The organism is Bradyrhizobium zhengyangense (assembly GCF_022012435.1).
GTDB lineage: Bacteria > Pseudomonadota > Alphaproteobacteria > Rhizobiales > Xanthobacteraceae > Bradyrhizobium > Bradyrhizobium zhengyangense.
In genome coordinates, this window is record NZ_JAKLUA010000025.1 from 1 (window position 1) to 17,570 (window position 17,570).

Here is a 17,570-nt window from a genome sequence, read left to right on the forward strand (position 1 = left end):
CACATCGGCCACCTCGTCCAAGACATCCAACCTCGCGAATGCGCCAACTACTTCGCCAGCGCCGGCTATGGTTCAATCAAAATGTGAAACGCTCTAGAGCAGCAGCCATGGCCAGCGGCGAGAGACTATGTTGACGGCGGACCCGCCGCCAAGCTCCGGGCGGAATTAACGTAAGCTGCCATGCTCACGCTTCGCTTGATCAGTCCCACGAATACAGCGACCGCGACAACGGTCATCAGATCGGCTGCATCTACTTTGAAGGTCATTCTGGTTGTGGACGGTCACGGTGACGTTGCGGGTCTACTTTCGGCCACGCGTGATTGATATTCCGACCGAGCACGTGCTGCAACGTCGCGCGACATGCACGCGCTGGTGCTCGATAACGCGCTAGGATGTTATGCGCGGCTCTTCGCAGCTGCCCCTAGTGCAGCCGCTGACGAGGAGGATGAGCCTCTCTCATCAGTACCAGTCGCTGCTCCAACTGCTCATTCAACAGCATCAGCGCTCTGAGCGCATCGCGCAATCGCCGTCACAAGCGGCAACGATCTCATCGACCGCCAGCTTATATTGATCAAGAGCAGAGTTCGTGCGTTGGCGTGGCATGCGGACAACATTCAAACAGAAACCTTAGTAGATCGTGCCACCACACGGGCATTTTCCCCGCAATTCACAAGCAGCATACGTTCTCGCGTAGTTACAACCTACACGGATAAATGCTAGGTGCCGAGCTGGTCAATTGGCGCGGCCAAAGCGCTTTCCCCTCTTGGTTCGATAATTAGGTCGCGGGGGCGGGACGTGTTTGATGTTTGTAGCACGGCGCGAGTGACTTGCTCGTCTTGAAAGTAGGCTCGCCGATACCGGCAGCTTACTCTGGCAAAAGGTGGCGCATGAGCAGAAGAAGAATTCTGAAGGTGAGCGATGAGATCAAATCGGTCGTTCAGCGACAGGGTTAATACGTTCGCGCTTTGCGGCCAAAACAGCAGATAGTGATCGAAGTCGAGTAGATCGACCTATGCTGCTAATCCCACCGCCAGATGACGCGATACATCGCACTTGAAAATGAGAGGCGGCAGCTTCTCGAACATTGGGGGAAACAGCTCCAGCGACGCAACGATTGGGTTGCCCTTGAGCTGCGGCAGGTGCAGCGCATTTGGGCTGCCGATGGCAGGCCGAGCCGATACTTATACTAGGACGACCTGCCGAGCCGATCTGCCGCCAGAGGTGCTGACGCGCGATGTGGCGCTGCAAGCGGCTCGGGCACTCGCGCGGGCTGAACCAGGAAAATAGCCGAAGCCGTGCGGGATTTATGCCGCACTGCATCGGGTGCAACTGTCCAGCCTCCCCGGATTCGGTCGCGGGCGGAGGCTAGCAGATTCGCGGTTTCGGCCGTGCAGCCAAAGGTCTTAGTTTCCCCAATTGCCAGCGCCTGGCAGGTACCATTGAAGGTCCCCCAAGAGCCCTCGCCGCCGCCCCACGGGATGCCGTCGATGGTATCGCCCTGTCCCACAGTGCCAGGGTCTTTGCTGATCCTGATGCCGTGGTAAGCGGGTGAATTGGCCAAGTTGCGCATACCCCCACTGACGTTTCCGAGTGAGGTCAGGTCCAGTTCGCAGTTCATCGACATATGATCCTCCATTGTGCTCGGATCCGGTGGCGATCCAACTGATGGACGGCACTATGCCGGCATATTCGACCCCAAACTGTGATGAGGCGGACGCAGGAGCTTCACGGCCGATGCCGAGCGCGAGGATCAATGGCGTCAATGATGCGCTCGCCTTCGCCGATCTCCTTAACCACATAACCATCGCGACAACTCGCTCGATAGCGTCGAACCGGGCAAACACTCCATCGTGACCTCTGCCGCGCCGGGGATGCTGGTGATCCAGCCGTCGCGTGACCCAGGCGGTTGAGCACGTCGAACTGCTCTTGCCGGATAGCAACCTTTTGACGCCTCACCCAAAACGAGTAAGGCTCAGTGCGACCCGGGAACTAATCGAGACGACTATCGATACCTAGGTTTCGGTACAAGCCCACGCCCTAACGTCCACTCGGCCAGGCGCCATCCGGACTTGCGAGCGTCTCGGCTCGCGCATAAGCTTTTCTCGCAGAAGGTCAACGTTTCGACTGAAGCTGTAAACGAGGAGCTGCGCTGTTTTTCGCAATGCACATCAACAAGTTTTTGACCAAGTGAATGAGCAAATTTCTGGCGGACCAACGTGTTCTCACAATCCTGACCTGCGGCTCTGTTGACGACGGAAAGTCTACGCTGATTGGCCGACTTCTCTACGAACAGGGGCAGATACCGGAGGACGAGCTGGCGGGGCTTACGAACCGAGCCGAAGAGGCAATCGACTACTCATTGCTCCTGGACGGGCTCGAGCCAGAGCGAGAGCAAGGCATAACCATCGACGTCGCCTACCGGTACTTTAAGGCTGCAGATCGACACTTTATCGTCGCCGACACTCCGGGGCACGAGCAATACGTGCGCAATATGATCACCGGGGCCTCTAACTCTGATCTGGCCATTTTGCTCGTAGATGCTCGGAACGGCTTGACTTCTCAGACATTCCGCCACGCGCATATCGTCTCGATCATGGGAATACGGCATGTCGTTTTGGCGGTAAACAAGATTGATCTCGTCAATTTCGATGAGAGGGTGTTTCAGAATATCTCTACAGAGTTTCGGAAGCTTGCGGAGCTATTGAGTTTTTCAGATTTCGAGATGATTCCGGTGTCCGCCTTGCTGGGAGATAATGTATCGACGCGCAGTTCGCGAATGACGTGGTATGAGGGGCCGACCCTGCTGCAGCTTCTTGCTGGGAGCGAAGTCCCTGAGAAGGCAAGGACCGGTTTCCGGATGCCCGTCCAGCTCATCGTAAGATCCGATGGAGGGGGGCGCGGGGTTGCCGGAACCATTGCCTCCGGACAAATTGCGATCGGCGACAAGATTGTTCTGCTTCCTTCAGGACGCGTTACTTCCATCAAGGAAATCAGCTCGGCAGGAAGAGCCGTTGGTCGAGCAGAGGCGCGCGAAGCAGTGACCCTCACGCTTTCGGATCACGTCGACGTGGCTCGAGGTGACGTCGCGGCGTCTCCGTCCGATCAGCCTCACGTTGGCTCGCAATTTGTCGCCCAGATCGTTTGGCTCGGTGACGAGACGCTCCGCCCGGGCCGTTCGTACTTGCTGAAGCAGGGAACACGTACAGTTGGCGTTTCGATCACCGCGATCAAGTATCGTGTCGATGTTCAGACCATGGCGCATGAAGCAGCGAAGGAATTGCGCACAAACGAGATCGGCGTTTGCAACCTGATTACGGCGGCTCCCCTCGTTTTCGATAGCTACGCCGAGAATGCTGCAATGGGTGGTCTCATCGTCATCGACCGCGCCACCAATATGACGGTCGCTGCAGGGATCGTACTCCATCCGTTGACGCGCTCGACGACCATACGTCCGCCTACGCTGTTCGTCACGAAGGATGCTCGCGCGCATCTGAAGGGGCACCGGCCCGCGCTGCTCTGGTTGACCGGCCTGTCCGGTGCAGGAAAATCCACCATCGCTAACGCCACCGAAGCAAGATTGAACGCTATGGGGGTGCACACGATCCTTCTCGATGGCGATTGTCTGCGCGGCGGCATCAACAAGGATCTCGGATTTACGGAAACCGATCGGATTGAAAACATTCGAAGAGCAGGCGAGGTTTCGAAGCTCATGCTCGATGCCGGGCTCGTCGTCCTTTGCTCCTTCATTTCGCCCTTCGCCGCCGATCGGCGGATGGTGCGGGAACTGATGCGGCGTGACGAATTCATCGAGGTCTTCGTCGATACTCCGCTCGAAACCTGCATCGAACGCGATCCAAAGGGACTCTACCGACGCGCCATCGACGGGGAGATCAAGAATTTCACGGGGATCAGTCAGGTATATGAGCGACCGGAACACGCCGAGGTGACGATCAGGACCGGCGAACTTACGGTCGACGGTGCTGTCGATCGTTTGGTCGCGGAGCTCGCCAGGCGCGGCATTTTCGATTTGTCCGGAGAACCCGGTCGTGGCCATGAATAGCCGTCTTCGCGATCTCGAAGCCGAAGCCATTTTCATCATCAGGGAAACTGTCGCCGAGTTCCGCAATCCGGTGATGCTCTATTCGATCGGCAAGGACTCGAGCGTGTTGCTGAGTTTGGCGGTGAAGGCGTTTGCGCCCGCGAAACTGCCGTTTCGATTGCTCCACATCGATACGGGATGGAAATTCAGGGAGATGATCGAGTTCCGCGACCGGACCGCTCGAGATATGGGGCTCGATCTCGTCGTTTACGTCAATCAGGACGGTCTGAAGCGAAACATTTCGCCGGTCTCGTCCGGATCGTCGGTTCATACCCAGGTGATGAAGACGGAGGCGCTGCGGCAGGCTCTCGATGAGCATGGCTTCGATGCCGCCCTGGGCGGCGCGCGCCGCGATGAAGAGAAAAGCAGGGCGAAGGAACGCATCTTCTCTCATCGCTCGTCGGGTCATCTGTGGGACCCCCGAAATCAGCGCCCCGAGCTGTGGCGCCTGTTCAACGCGCGTCTGAACCCAGGTGAATCGATGCGCGTCTTCCCGCTGTCGAACTGGACCGAACTCGACGTCTGGGAATACATCCGCGCAGAGAACATTCCGATCGTTTCACTCTATTTCTCTGCACTGCGCCCCGTCGTGGAGCGCGACGGGCGACTGATCATGGTCGACGACGATCGTCTGCCATTGCTCGCCGGGGAGCAGCCCCAGATGGAATGGGTTCGATTCCGCACGCTGGGCTGCTATCCGCTCACCGCTGCAGTTCGCTCGAATGCAAAAACGATCGACGAAGTCATCGAAGAGACTGGAAGCGCGGCCGTATCCGAACGACAGGGACGTCTGATCGACAAGGACGACGCCAGCTCGATGGAGAAGAAGAAACGGGAGGGATACTTCTAGTGTGCGGTGAGATTGGGAGGAATCGTATCGCGCTTCAGTTTGTTGCTTGAGCATGATATTTTCGAAAAAGCGCGCTTCGCGCTCTTTCGAATCATGTCCCAGATTCGTCGGGTTGGCTAAACGACTGAAGTTCGGTTTCGGTAGTACCGCAGAGCGCCCAGCCCTGCGAAGCCGAGCAGCATCAGCGCCCACGTACCAGGCTCAGGTACAGCCGATATATTCGAGACCGAAAAGTTATCCAATCCATTAAACGAATTGTCGTTTTGGAATGCAACCGAGAACGTGTCATTTCCAGTCGCAATCGCTGTAAAGACATATTGCGTCCATTGCTGATCCGGCACGGGATTCACGGCACCTAATTCGATTCCGTTGAACAGAAAGCGCACGTCACTCGGCTGAGAGCCGTCACCCGTCACCCATCCCGAGATAGTGAGGGTCGCACCAATCGTATCAGCGAACGTCTGGGACAGAATTGCCTCGGATCCCACCGGACCCTCATAAACGTAGAACGATCCCTGTTGAGCGCCTTGAGTGACGCCGCCGCCGACGTACGGAACTGCGCTCCCGTCGACCACGAAGACCAGCCCCTGATCGCCGGTAAGATTCCATCCTGTGAAATCTCCGGTCTCGAAGCTTCCATTCGCCAGAAATTGGGACGCAGAAGCTTCAGTGGAGCCCATTGCGACGACCGCGAGACCTGCGGCAACGACAAACGATTTAAACCACACGTTGCGCTCCCAATTATTATATTTAAATCAAATTTACTGTAGATTACTTCGATGTTGGCGTTGTGACAAGCCTGTTTGAGGCTGGCGTGCAGCCGACCGGTTAGTATTTAAATCGCTAGCGCTCCCGCAGGCTTTCCTGCTTGTAGCGCAGCAGAGGCGAAAGAAGGTAACTCAGCACCGAACGCTTGCCCGTCTTGATTTCGACCGTGACTGCCATCCCGGGTGAAAGATTCACGGTTCGATCGTCGATCTGCATCTGGCTCTGATCGAGGGAGATGCGCGCCTGGTAGAGAAATTCCTTCCCTTTCGGCTCGCTGGTCGTGGCAGCCGCGCCGAAGGTCGCGTCACCTGATCGGTCAGCCGGTTTGTCCTGGGTGATGGCATCTTGCGAAACGCTCTGGACACGCCCGTGCATCAGCCCGTACCGGGTGAAGTTGAACGTGTCGACCTTGATCTCGGCTTCCTGCCCGATCTGGATGAATCCGATATCCCTGTTCGAGACCAGAGCTTCAATCTCGAGGCGGCTTTCGGCTGGCACGACGACGAGCAAGGCTTGGGCGGGCGTGACAACGCCGCCGAGCGTATGAACGGACAGCTGCTGGACTGTCCCATCGACCGGTGAGGTGAGCTGCTGAAGCTGTGTCCTTTGGGTCGCCTTGATCAGGTCCTCGCCGAGACCGGTCGCCTTGCGTTGAGCTTCCACCAGATCCGCCGAAATGGTCCGCTTGAATTCGGCCGCCGTCTGGGCTCTCGCCTCGGTGATTGAGGTCACCGCAGCCTCCGCCTCGTGCGAGCGGCTCTTCTGAACCAGGAGTTCGTGTTGCGTCTCGGTGAGCACCTGCAAGATTTCAAGATAGTTCGCCTTGGAGCCCACCTCCCGAGCGTACAACGTGCTCTTGATTTCCACGCGCTGCTGCAGAATCGGAAGCGTTGCCTCGAGTTTCGCAACGGTCTCGAGCAGCGTCTTCAATTCCGCCTGCTTTTGAGCCTTCTGGCTGTCAAGTGAAGCGAGTTTGGCCCGGTGCTCTTCCGCTTGCTGGCTGAGCAGCTGACGTTGCGACGCGACAAGAGGCCCGCTCACATTGAGTGGCGGTCTGAAGCTCCCGAGCGGATCGTCAGTCAGCAAGGCCGACAGGCGAGCAACGTCAAGCGTTGCAGCGAACAGGTCGCCCTGCAGGTGGTCTCGCTCCGCCGCGTTGATCGTGGGATCCAGCTCGATCAGAAGCTCCCCCGCCTTGACGGTTTGCCCGTCCCGAACGTGGATTGCTCTGACGACGCCGGTCTCGAACGGTTGTACGACCTTCGTTCTGCCGCTGGGTATGACTCTGCCAGGGGCGGACGCCACGATATCGACGGCGGCGAAGGAAGCCCAAGCAAGGGCCAGACAGAACAGCACGATGATGGTACCACCGATCGCACCCGCAAGCGGAGGTGGAGGAGACTCGATGATCTCGAGAGCTGCGGGCAGGAATGCTCGTTCGATCCTGCCGCGCGTTCTCGGTGCGGCGACGGGGCGCCCGTTTGCGTCAGCGAACTTCATGGAGGCCCGCCTGAATACGATGAAGGGAAGCGTAGCGGCCGCCGGAATTGACGAGTTCGTCGTGAGTGCCATCCTCGACGATCCGACCACGATCGATCGCTATGATGCGGTCGCATCGCCGCACCGTCGACAGCCGGTGAGCGATGATGAAAACCGTCCGCCCGCGTGCGATCAGCGGCATGTTTTGCTGGATGACGCGCTCACTTTCATAGTCCAGAGAGCTGGTCGCTTCATCAAAGATCAGGATTCGTGGTGTCATGACCAGGGCGCGAGCGATGGCTATCCGTTGCCGCTGACCGCCGGACAACGTGCTTCCGCGTTCTCCGATGATCGTGTCGTAGCCATTTGGAAGTTCGAGGATAAACTCGTGAGCGCCGGCGATCTGCGCGGCTGCGATGATTCTTTCGATCGGCATCGCGCGATCGGCGAGCGCGATGTTGTCGCGCACCGAGCAGTTAAAGAGAACATTTTCCTGCAGCACGACGCCAATCTGGCGCCGCAACCAGGAGGGGTCGACGACGCTAAGGTCGATCCCGTCGACAAGAATTCTTCCACTCTCCGGCACGTACAATCGTTGGACCAGTTTCGCCAGCGTGCTCTTTCCCGAGCCTGATGAACCGACGATGCCGACCACCTGGCCCGCCGCCACCGATAAATTGACGTCGTGCAATATCTCCGGTCCGTCGACCCTGTACCGAAACGTCACGTGCTCCAGCGCGATCTCGCCGCGGATGGGAGGGAGCGCCGTCTGACCTGAACTGTAGGTCCGTTCCGGGGTCGTATTGAGAATGTCGCCCAGCCTCGCGACCGAAAGTCTCGCTTGGTGAAAATCCTGCCAAATCTGGGCAAGCCGAAGAACTGGCGCGCCGACCCGGCCGGACATGATGTTGAAAGCGACGAGTTCACCGATCGTCAGGGTGCCATCGATGACAAGCTTGGCCCCAAAATAAAGGATGGCGGCGGTCACCAGCTTGTTGATGAACTGAACGAGTTGGCTGGCCGTATTGCCAAGGCTCAGCACACGAAAACTAGCGGAGACATATGCAGCCAGCTGCTCTTCCCATCTGCGCTGCATCTCGGGCTCGACAGCCATGGACTTGAGCGTTTCAACGCCATTGACGCTTTCGACCAGGAACGCCTGATTTTCCGCGCCGCGTTGGAATTTTTCATTGAGCCTGCTGCGAAACAGCGGCGCCGCAAACGCAGATATCACGATGTAGAGCGGGAAGGACCCCATGACCATGAAAGTAAGCATGGGGGAATAGATGAGCATGACGGCGAGGAAAACGAGGGTGAAAAACAGGTCGATGACCAGCGTGAGCGCCGAGCTGGTGAGAAAATTGCGGATATTCTCGAGTTCGCGAACGCGTGCGACGGTGTCTCCTACGCGTCGTGTCTGAAAATAGGAGATCGGCAGCGCGAGTAGATGCCGGAAAAGTCGTGCGCCCAATTCGACGTCGATGCGATTGGTCGTATGCGCGAAGACATAGGTTCTCAAGATGCCGAGAATCGTTTCGAACAGCGAGATGGTGACCAGACCGATGACGAGGACGTCGAGTGTCCCCAAGCTGCGGTGCACCAGCACCTTGTCGATGACAATCTGAAAGAAAAGTGGTGAAACAAGCGCGAAAAGTTGGAGGAAGAACGAAGCGACGAGGACTCGCGCAAATATGTGTCGATACTTGTTCAGTGCAGCGAGGAACCAGGATATCCCGAACCTGCGCGACAGATCGGAGAGACCCGCCCGTCGTGTCATCAGGATGATGTGCCCGTCCCAGGCCGCTTCGAATTCGGTTCTGCTCATCAGCGTTGGACGCGACGACTGCGGCGATTGTACCAGCGCCTTGTCGCCTACGAGCTTGGCAAGGATCAGAAACTTGCCATCCCTGAGAACCGCGATGCCGGGAAGCGGCGTGACTGAGAGCTTCTCCCATTTCGTTTTGTAGCAACGCGCTCGTAGCCCGAGTTCCTTGGCGCCCAGGAGGATTTCCGGCGTACCAAGCGCGCGGTGGGCAAAGCGATGGCTCAGTTGATCGGGGTCGGCGCTGACTCCGTGAAGTCTAAGCAATACGACGAGAGCCATCATGCCGGCATCTGCGTCGAAATTCGGTGCGATCGTCATAACCGAATCCAATCAAATGGGCGTTGCGCAAAAAAATCGACGGCGCTCTATCGGGGCGCAATCTTATTTCAATAAAGTGCGAGTCTCCCAATCTTCAAACCCGCGTCGGGCAAAAATGGGAGACTTAATAATCAAAACGAAGTCTAGTTGCGATTATCGTGTCTATGCAAGAACGTTTTGTTTCCTTCGTGCGCGGCAGCTCCGCAGTGGGCAAATATGAAATTTTGGATTCGAATTGAATTATGATCTTGCCAGGTTGATGTTTGGCGTGTTTTAATTTTTAAAGTTGCTTCTGAATTGCCGGACCGTGACGGGGCGGCGACCTTTATTTTTTTGCCGCCGGCTATTTGATTTCCGACACGTAGTCCTTTTTTTGCGGGGAGACGAGCGTGGGATACTTCTTGCTCCTTAAGCTTCTGCTCCTGAAGCCGACCTTCTCTCAGTCATCTCATCATCTTCCGTCGTACGGTTAAGGCGATCTCTTAGCTCAGACGCCTTCAATCTGCTGTCGTGTTTTGAACTGAGCCATTCCTGAATCTTGGGAGTTCAGCCATGTCCGATATCAATTTGACGGGTACAGCCGGCACACCAGGCACGAACGGTGTGGGCTCGGGATCGAATGGTACGGTAGGCGGCCCCGGAGGCAACCAGACGACGACCAACAACGGCACGGTCGACACCTCGAATTCCGCAGAGGCGACTGGCGGCGTCGGAGGCAGAGGCGGAAATGGCGGCAGCGGAGCCGTTGGCGGCAATGCCGGCGCAGGCGGGAACGGTGGAAACGCGACGTCCACGGCTTCAACAGTCGTCAACTCGGGCAGCTCGATCACGAGCACTGCTCGAGCAACGGGCGGTGCCGGCGGTGCGGCGGGCACGCCAGGTACTGGTTCGCCAAACGGCCAAGGCGCCAACGGTGGCACCGGAGGAACCGCGACGGCATCAGCGTCGTCCACGAACGCGAACGCGGGTGGGGCAGCGCATGCGTCGGCCTATTCCTCGGGCGGCACGGGCGGGGCGGGGGTAGGCACCGGCTTCTCAGGCGGCGCAGGCGGCGTTGCGAGCGGGACGACGGCAACCGCATCGGGGCATTCGGCTTACGCTACGGTTGGTCAGACCGGCGGCAATGGCGGTCGCGGTTATAGTGGTGCGGCAGGTGGCGCTGGCGCCAACAGCTCGCTGACGAACGCGGTGAGCGGGACCACGACCGGCGGTTATCTTGCGCTCAACCAGACCGCGAGCGGCGGAAATGGTGGATACAGTGCAGGAGGCGCGGGCGGTGCCGCAGGCACGGCGACGTCGAGCCTCACCTTCGCCGATTCCAACGCTACGAAGGCGTCCACGCTGGCGGGGGCCAGCACCGCAAACGGCGGCAACGGTGGATCCGCAAATGGGCTCGGTGGCACGGGCGGAGCCGGAGGCGTCGCGAATTCATCGATCAATCTGACGGGCGCTCATACCGTTCGCGCCACTACGACCGCATCCGGCGGTGACAGCGGGAATCTTTACGGCACAGCGGTTGGTAACGGCGTTGCAGGCGGCGCGGCGAGTGCGACCGCTGCAGCAACCACAACGTCAACCACCGAGTACGCGCGCGCCTACGCCACCGCAACCGGCGGCAAGGGCGGCGGTGCGGCGGGAGCCGGCAATGTTGGCGGCGCTGGCGGAGTCGCAAGCAGCACGACTGCGACAGCCTCCGGTCACTCCGCGCTCGCGAGCGCCACAGAGGTCGGTGGCGCTGGTGGCGCCGGTCTGAACGGCGCGGGCGGAGGAACGGGACAGAACGTCACGCTGACGAATGCGGTTAGCGGCTCGAGCGGCGGCAGCTATCTGGGCCTGAGGCAAAGCGCAACCGGCGGTGCGGGCGGCGCGAGTTCTGCCGGGACGGGCGGACTGGCAGGCAATGCGACGTCGAACCTGACGTTCAATGATGCGCTGAACGCGACGCCAGCCGCAACATTTGACGGGCAGAGCACTGCGCATGGCGGCGCGGGCGGGAATGGACAGGCCGGCAACGGGGCGCCCGGCGGAAGCGGCACGGCGACGATCAATTTGACGGGAGCTCACGCCATCGGTCAAGCGCGCGCCTACGCGTATGGAGGCAATGGTGGCCGCGGATACGGGACCGCAAATGGCGGCGCTGGTGGGACGGCAAGCGCAAGCGCCGTCGGCAGCAGCACGACGGCGGGGAGTGAGAGCGTTACGGTCCGAGCCCATGGTACTGGTGGGACCGGAGGCGGCGCTTTTGGCAGTTCCGGAAACGGAGGCGCGGGTGGTTCTGCGATCGGTGCGAGCGCAACCGCGACGGAAAGCAACGCGACGGGCGGTCGAGCCTACGCAACTGCAGGAGAAACGGGTGGCACAGGCGGTCGCGGCAACGGTGCTGGCAGCTCCGGTGGCGCTGGCGGCGCGGTCGGCGGCACGACCGCAACTGCTTCGGGTCACGCGGCCTACGTCACGATTCAACAAACGGGCGGAAACGGCGGCGCCGGTTACTCGGGTGCGGCAGGTGGAGCAGGCGCCAGCAGTTCCTTGACCAATGCCGCCAGCGGTGTTGCCAATGGTGGCTTTCTGCGGCTCTACCAGACTGCGACAGGCGGCCAGGGCGGGTACAGCGCTGGCGGTATCGGCGGTGCCGGTGGCGCGGCGACTTCGAATCTGACCTTCGATGACACGGCAAGTGCCACCCACGCAGCCACTTTGACGGGCAGGACCACCGCCAACGGCGGCGATGGTGGAAATCGCGCAGTCGCCGGCGCCATCGCGGGAGCGGGAGGCACGGGTAGTGCGTCGATCAACCTGACCGGCGCAAATACTGTCAATGCGTACGCGGCCGCCTCGGGCGGGAATGCCGGCGACCTGGTCGGAGCAGCGACAGGCAATGGGCTTGCCGGTGCTGGCGCGAGTGCAACGGCGTCCGCGACAACGACGTCCCTGACCCAGACGGCCACCGCGGCCGCCAGTTCCACGGGCGGAGCGGGTGGCAACGCGCGGGGAGCGGGCAATACGGGCGGTTCAGGCGGGATCGCCAGCAGCACCACGGCAACTGCCTCCGGATTCTCTGCTAATGCGACGGCCACGGAGGCCGGCGGCGCTGGCGGCCAAGGTTACAGCGGCGCTGTCGGTGGCGCGGGACAAAGCATCTCCCTGACCAATGCGGTCAGCGGCTCCGCCGCCGGAGGCACATTGAGATTGGTCCAGACGGCCACCGGCGGAGCCGGTGGTTACAGTTCGTCCGGAATCGGGGGAGCGGCCGGCAGCGGGACGTCGAGCCTGACGTTTGACAACAGTGCGAGCGCGACGCCGGCCTCGTATCTCGAAACTTATAGCACGGCAAACGGCGGCGCCGGCGGCAACGGTGCCGGCGGCGGCGCGACTGGCGGAGCTGCGACGTCTAACCTGAATGCGACCGCCGCGCACCGCCTTTATGGTCGCGCCAACGCCACCGGCGGCACCGGCGGCCGTGGTTATGGGACGAGCAATGGCGGCGCGGGCGGCGCGGCGACAACTACGTCAGTCGTGAACAGCACGACGCATGGCAGCGACAATATTGAAGCGCGTGCCAATTCGACCGGAGGCAGTGGCGGCACGGTCAGTAGTTCCGGCGGAAATGGCGGGGCGGGCGGTGCAGCTCTTGGGGCCAGCGCAACGGCAACGGCAGCGTCCGCGATCGGGGGACGGGCCTACGCTCGCGCTGACGAACTTGGCGGCACGGGTGGAAGCGGACGCGGAGCAGGGCATACCGGGGGAGCCGGCGGTGCCGTTGGCAATACAGTTGCAACGGCATCTGGTCACTCGGCCGTGGCAACCGCCAATCAAACCGGCGGTACCGGTGGCCGCGGCTATGGCGGCGCTACGGCGGCAGCCGGTGCCAACAGCACGCTGACCAATGCGGTCACTGGTTCAACCTCAGGTGGTTATCTGACGCTTCGCCAGAGCGCAGCGGGCGGCGCCGGCGGTTATGCTCAATCCGCTGCGGCCGGTGCCGGTGGTGCGGCAAGCTCGAGCCTGACCTTCAACGACACGGCGAATGTCACGGCCGCGTCGACGCTGACGGGCTACAGCAGGGCCTATGGCGGTGCAGCCGGAACCGGCGGAGGCGCTGGAGCCAGCTCGCAGGCCGGTGGTGCGGCAACGTCGTCCATCAACCTGACAGGCGCACATGTTGTGACCGCGACAGCACGCGCCACTGGCGGCGCGGGCGGCAATATCAACGGTGCGGCTGTGGGCAACGGGGTCGCAGGGAGCTCGGCGAGTGCCACCGCTTCCGCAACAACGTCGTCGTCGACCGAGTCCGCGCACGCCAACGCGTACTCGACAGGAGGAAGCGGATCAGGCGGAGACGGCGCCGGTAACTCCGGTGGCGCAGGCGGCGTTGCAAATAATACGACTGCGACGGCATCGGGTCACTCGGCCTACGCCCTTGTCAGCGAGACCGGCGGCGGCGGCGGCCGCGGCTATGGCGGCGCGAACGGCGGCGCAGGACGGAACATTACGCTGACGAATGCGGTCAGCGGCTCGGCCTCATCGACAGGTACGCTGGGATTGTCGCAGACGGCGAGCGGCGGGGCCGGCGGCTACAGCAGGGGCGGCACGCCCGGCCTTGGCGGCAGCGCGACCTCGAGCCTGACGTTCAACGACAACACCAATGCGACGCCAGCGGCTACCCTCGACGGCACGAGCCACGCCTATGGCGGGGCCGGCGGCAATGTCCAGTCCAGCAACGGCAATGGTGTCTCGGGCGGCGCGGCAACGGCAACGCTTGTCTTGACCGGCTCGCACAACATCGGCTCCACCAGCAGCTTTGCGGCGAGGGCCATTGGCGGAACCGGCGGCACTGGCTACGGCACGGGAAATGGCGGCGCCGGCGGCACGGCGACGGCAGCTTCGACAGCAACCAGCACGACGACACTCGCCGAAACCACCAACGCCTTGGCCTATACCACAGGCGGCACTGGTGGAAGTTCCGGGAGCACGGCTGGCAATGGTGGCGCCGGCGGCGCAGTCATGGGCACGAGCGCAACAGCGACGGAGGCGTCTGCCACAGGCGGACGGGCCTATGCCTATATCAGGGCGATTGGTGGCAGCGGCGGCCGGGGCTTCGGCGCGGGCCACAGCGGCGGTGCCGGTGGCGTGCCGAGCAACTCAAGCGCGACGGCATCGGGTCACTCGGCCGTATCGGTCGTCATTCAAACAGGCGGTAATGGTGGGCGCGGCTACAGCGGTGCCACCGCAGGGACCGGTGGCAGCAGCACGCTGACCAATGCGGCGGGCGGATCGACCACAGGTGGTTATCTGACGCTTCACCAGACCGCGACTGGCGGCGCCGGTGGTGGCGGATATAACGGCGGAAGCGGCGGTCTGGGCGGTGCTGCATCTTCAAGTCTGACCTTCAACGACACCACGAATGCCACGGCGGCAGCGACGCTGACGGGCACCAGCACGGCCGCTGGCGGCGGAGCCGGAAACGGCGGAGGCGCTGGAGCAAGCTCGCAAGCCGGTGGTGCGGCAAATTCATCGGTCAACCTGACGGGCGCGCATGTCGTGACCGCGACGGCGCGCGCCACTGGCGGCGCCGGCGGCAACCTAACCGGTGCGGCTGTGAACAACGGCGTCGCAGGATCCACGGCGAGCGCTACGGCCGCCGCGACGACGACGTCGTCGACCGAGGCTGCGCACGCCAACGCGTACTCCACGGGAGGAAGCGGATCAGGCGGAGACGGCGCCGGTAACTCCGGTGGCGCGGGCGGCGTTGCAAACAATACGACTGCGACGGCATCCGGTCACTCGGCCTACGCCCTTGTCAGCGAGACCGGCGGCGCCGGTGGCCGCGGCTATGGCAGTGCGAACGGTGGCGCGGGGCAGAGCGTTACCCTGACGAATGCGGTCAGCGGTTCGGCCTCATCGGCGGGTACGCTGGGATTGTCCCAGTCCGCGAGCGGCGGGGCCGGTGGCTACAGCAGGGGCGGCACGCCGGGCCTGGGCGGTAGCGCGACCTCGAGCCTGACATTCAACGACAACACAAATGCGACGCCGGCGCTGACGCTCGACGGCACGAGCCACGCCTATGGCGGGGCCGGCGGCAATGTCCAGTCCGGCAGCGGCAATGGTGTCTCGGGCGGCGCGGCAACGGCAACGCTTGTCCTGACCGGCTCGCATAACATCGGCTCGACGAATAGCTTCGCGGCGCGGGCAGTCGGCGGGACCGGCGGCAGCGGCTACGGCACGGGAAATGGCGGCGCCGGCGGCACGGCGACGGCAGCTTCAACCGCAACCAGCACGACGACACTCGCCGAAACAACCAACGCCTTAGCCTATACCACAGGCGGCGCTGGTGGAAGTTCCGGCAGCACGGCCGGCAATGGTGGTGCCGGCGGCGCGGTCACCGGCACGAGCGCAACAGCGACGGAGGCGTCTGCCACCGGCGGACGGGCCTATGCGTATGTCAAGGCGATCGGTGGCACCGGTGGCCGCGGCTTTGGCGCGGGCCACAGCGGTGGCGCGGGTGGTTTGGCGAGCAACTCGAGCGCAACGGCATCGGGTCACTCGGCCGATTCGGTCGTCATTCAAAACGGTGGTGCTGGTGGGCGCGGCTACAGCGGCGCCACGGGAGGGGCCGGCGGCAGCAGCACGCTGACCAATGCAGTCGGCGGATCGACCACGGGCGGCTATCTGAGGCTCTACCAGACCGCGACGGGCGGCGCCGGCGGTGGCGGATATAGTGGCGGAAGCGGCGGCCTTGGCGGTGCTGCAACGTCAAGTCTGACATTTGATGACACGACGAACACGATACATGCCTCCACGTTGACTGGCACCAGCACCACTTTCGGCGGAGCCGGCGGAAACGGAGGTGCTGGCGCGACAGGTGGCACGGCGACGTCATCCATCGTGCTGACGGGTGTGACCCACGTGACGGCCACATCGCATGCGACAGGTGGCAATAGCGGCGTAAGCCTGACCGGTGGCGGCGCCACCGACTCGGCATCGGCGATTGCGACGGGGTCCGCTACCGGCGATACGGCAACCGCGAGCGCGACATCGACAGGCGGTACTGGTGGTACTCAAGGCTCTGCCTCGAGTCACGCGTCAGCGACGACGGCGAACGGTCAGCTCGCGTTGGCGAACTCCACGGCAACCGGTAGTACCGGGGTTACGGACACCACCGCGTCAACGGGCGGCGGCGGCGTCGTGACGAACGTCGCTGCATTTGCCTCCTCGCAGGTTGGGAGTTCGGCGAATGCGATCAGCCGAGCCTTGCTCGGAACGGTGGACGGCTTCAACAATCAGGCCAACAACGCCTATACCTTTGCGACGGAAGTGCCCGCCTCCAGTTCCGTTGCGTCGATACTGGCGAGTAACAACAATCTGAACACGGCCTTCAGCGGCGGAACTGTCTTCGGTGAAGCGTCGGAGGGGGCGTCCTATTCGACAACCGCGACCGGCTCGCGAGAATACAGAAATACCGTCACATGGACGATCAACACGACGACTCTCTCGGGACATCTGATTGCGGGATTCTTCGGATCGCAGTCATTCGGCACGGGATTTACGTCGCTCGACTTCAGTGTCTCTGAAAACAGCACGCAGATCTTCCACCAGGCGTTCTCGACGGTTGCGTCGGCGCAGACCTTCTTCAGCAATCATGCGCTTGACCTCGGCACATTCACGAGCGCGGCCGGGCAGGTCCTGAACTTCTCCTACGATTTGTTTACGAGCTCTTCCGGCAGTGGGTTTGGCACCGAATTCCTGCTTGGCTCGTCCGGAGGAAATCAACCGCCGATAACCACTGTTCCGGGGCCGCAAACCATCCAGCAGGGATTGGTCACGCCGATCACCGGCATCAGCATCGTCGACGGCGATGCCAGTAGCGCGAGCGAAACAATTACCGTGGTGTTGAGCGATACCAACGGATTACTGTCCGCTACGGGCGCGGGAGTTTCGGGATCGAACACCAATCATCTGACGATCACCGGGACTCTCGCTCAGGTCAATTCGGACCTTTCGACCCTTACCTTCCAGGATAATACGGCTGGTAGCGAAAGCATCGACGTTGCGACCAGCGACGGCCGCGGCGGCAGCGATGATCACCACATTGCGGTTTCGGTGTTCTCGCCTCTGAGCGGCCAGGTTGTGCTGACGTCTGCGACGGAGCATGTTGCGATTGCGGCGGGAACGTCGGTTGCGACGTTCACGGACAGCAACAGCACGGATGTCGCGGGCGGGTTCACGGCCTC

Annotated in this window: 6 protein-coding genes; 3 read left to right on the forward strand and 3 right to left on the reverse strand. The window is 61.8% G+C overall.

The annotated features are described in order from the left end of the window. Positions 1–2,191: 2,191 nt before the first annotated feature. Complete coding sequence (cysC, locus tag L6637_RS38210) at positions 2,192–4,060, forward strand: adenylyl-sulfate kinase (protein ID WP_237873967.1); 1,869 nt, start codon at positions 2,192–2,194, stop codon at positions 4,058–4,060. Beyond that, positions 4,053–4,949, forward strand: a complete 897-nt coding sequence (gene cysD, locus L6637_RS38215) for a sulfate adenylyltransferase subunit CysD (RefSeq protein ID WP_237874029.1) — start codon at positions 4,053–4,055, stop codon at positions 4,947–4,949. The genes cysC and cysD overlap by 8 nt, the downstream gene beginning before the upstream one ends. A gap of 116 nt (positions 4,950–5,065) precedes the next feature. Here the strand turns inward: cysD and L6637_RS42495 are convergent, their stop codons facing one another. The 3 genes from L6637_RS42495 to L6637_RS38230 form a co-directional block, all read right to left on the reverse strand. Further along, positions 5,066–5,677 carry a PEP-CTERM sorting domain-containing protein gene (locus L6637_RS42495; RefSeq protein WP_237873968.1) on the reverse strand — a complete coding sequence of 204 codons (612 nt, stop codon included), beginning with the start codon at positions 5,675–5,677 and terminating at the stop codon, positions 5,066–5,068. Between the two features lie 115 nt (positions 5,678–5,792). Next, the gene (locus L6637_RS38225) at positions 5,793–7,217 is read right to left on the reverse strand and encodes an HlyD family type I secretion periplasmic adaptor subunit (protein ID WP_237873969.1); all 1,425 of its coding nucleotides are present in this window, start codon (positions 7,215–7,217) and stop codon (positions 5,793–5,795) included. Continuing rightward, positions 7,204–9,339 (reverse strand): type I secretion system permease/ATPase, encoded by a 2,136-nt coding sequence (locus L6637_RS38230; protein ID WP_237873970.1) that lies wholly within the window; start codon positions 9,337–9,339, stop codon positions 7,204–7,206. The genes L6637_RS38225 and L6637_RS38230 overlap by 14 nt, the downstream gene beginning before the upstream one ends. Before the next feature lie 552 nt (positions 9,340–9,891). On the opposite strand from L6637_RS38230, the gene L6637_RS38235 reads away from it, so the two are divergent. After that, positions 9,892–17,570 (forward strand): beta strand repeat-containing protein (locus L6637_RS38235; RefSeq protein WP_237874033.1); only part of this gene is annotated, 7,679 nt, incomplete at its 3' end.

Bases quoted from the DNA above. Each gene is read 5' to 3' on its own strand.
- cysC (WP_237873967.1), top strand. From the start codon at position 2,192: ATGAGCAAATTTCTGGCGGACCAACGTGTTCTCACAATCCTGACCTGC.
- cysD (WP_237874029.1), top strand. From the start codon at position 4,053: ATGAATAGCCGTCTTCGCGATCTCGAAGCCGAAGCCATTTTCATCATC.
- L6637_RS38225 (WP_237873969.1), bottom strand. From the start codon at position 7,217: ATGAAGTTCGCTGACGCAAACGGGCGCCCCGTCGCCGCACCGAGAACG.
- L6637_RS38230 (WP_237873970.1), bottom strand. From the start codon at position 9,339: ATGACGATCGCACCGAATTTCGACGCAGATGCCGGCATGATGGCTCTC.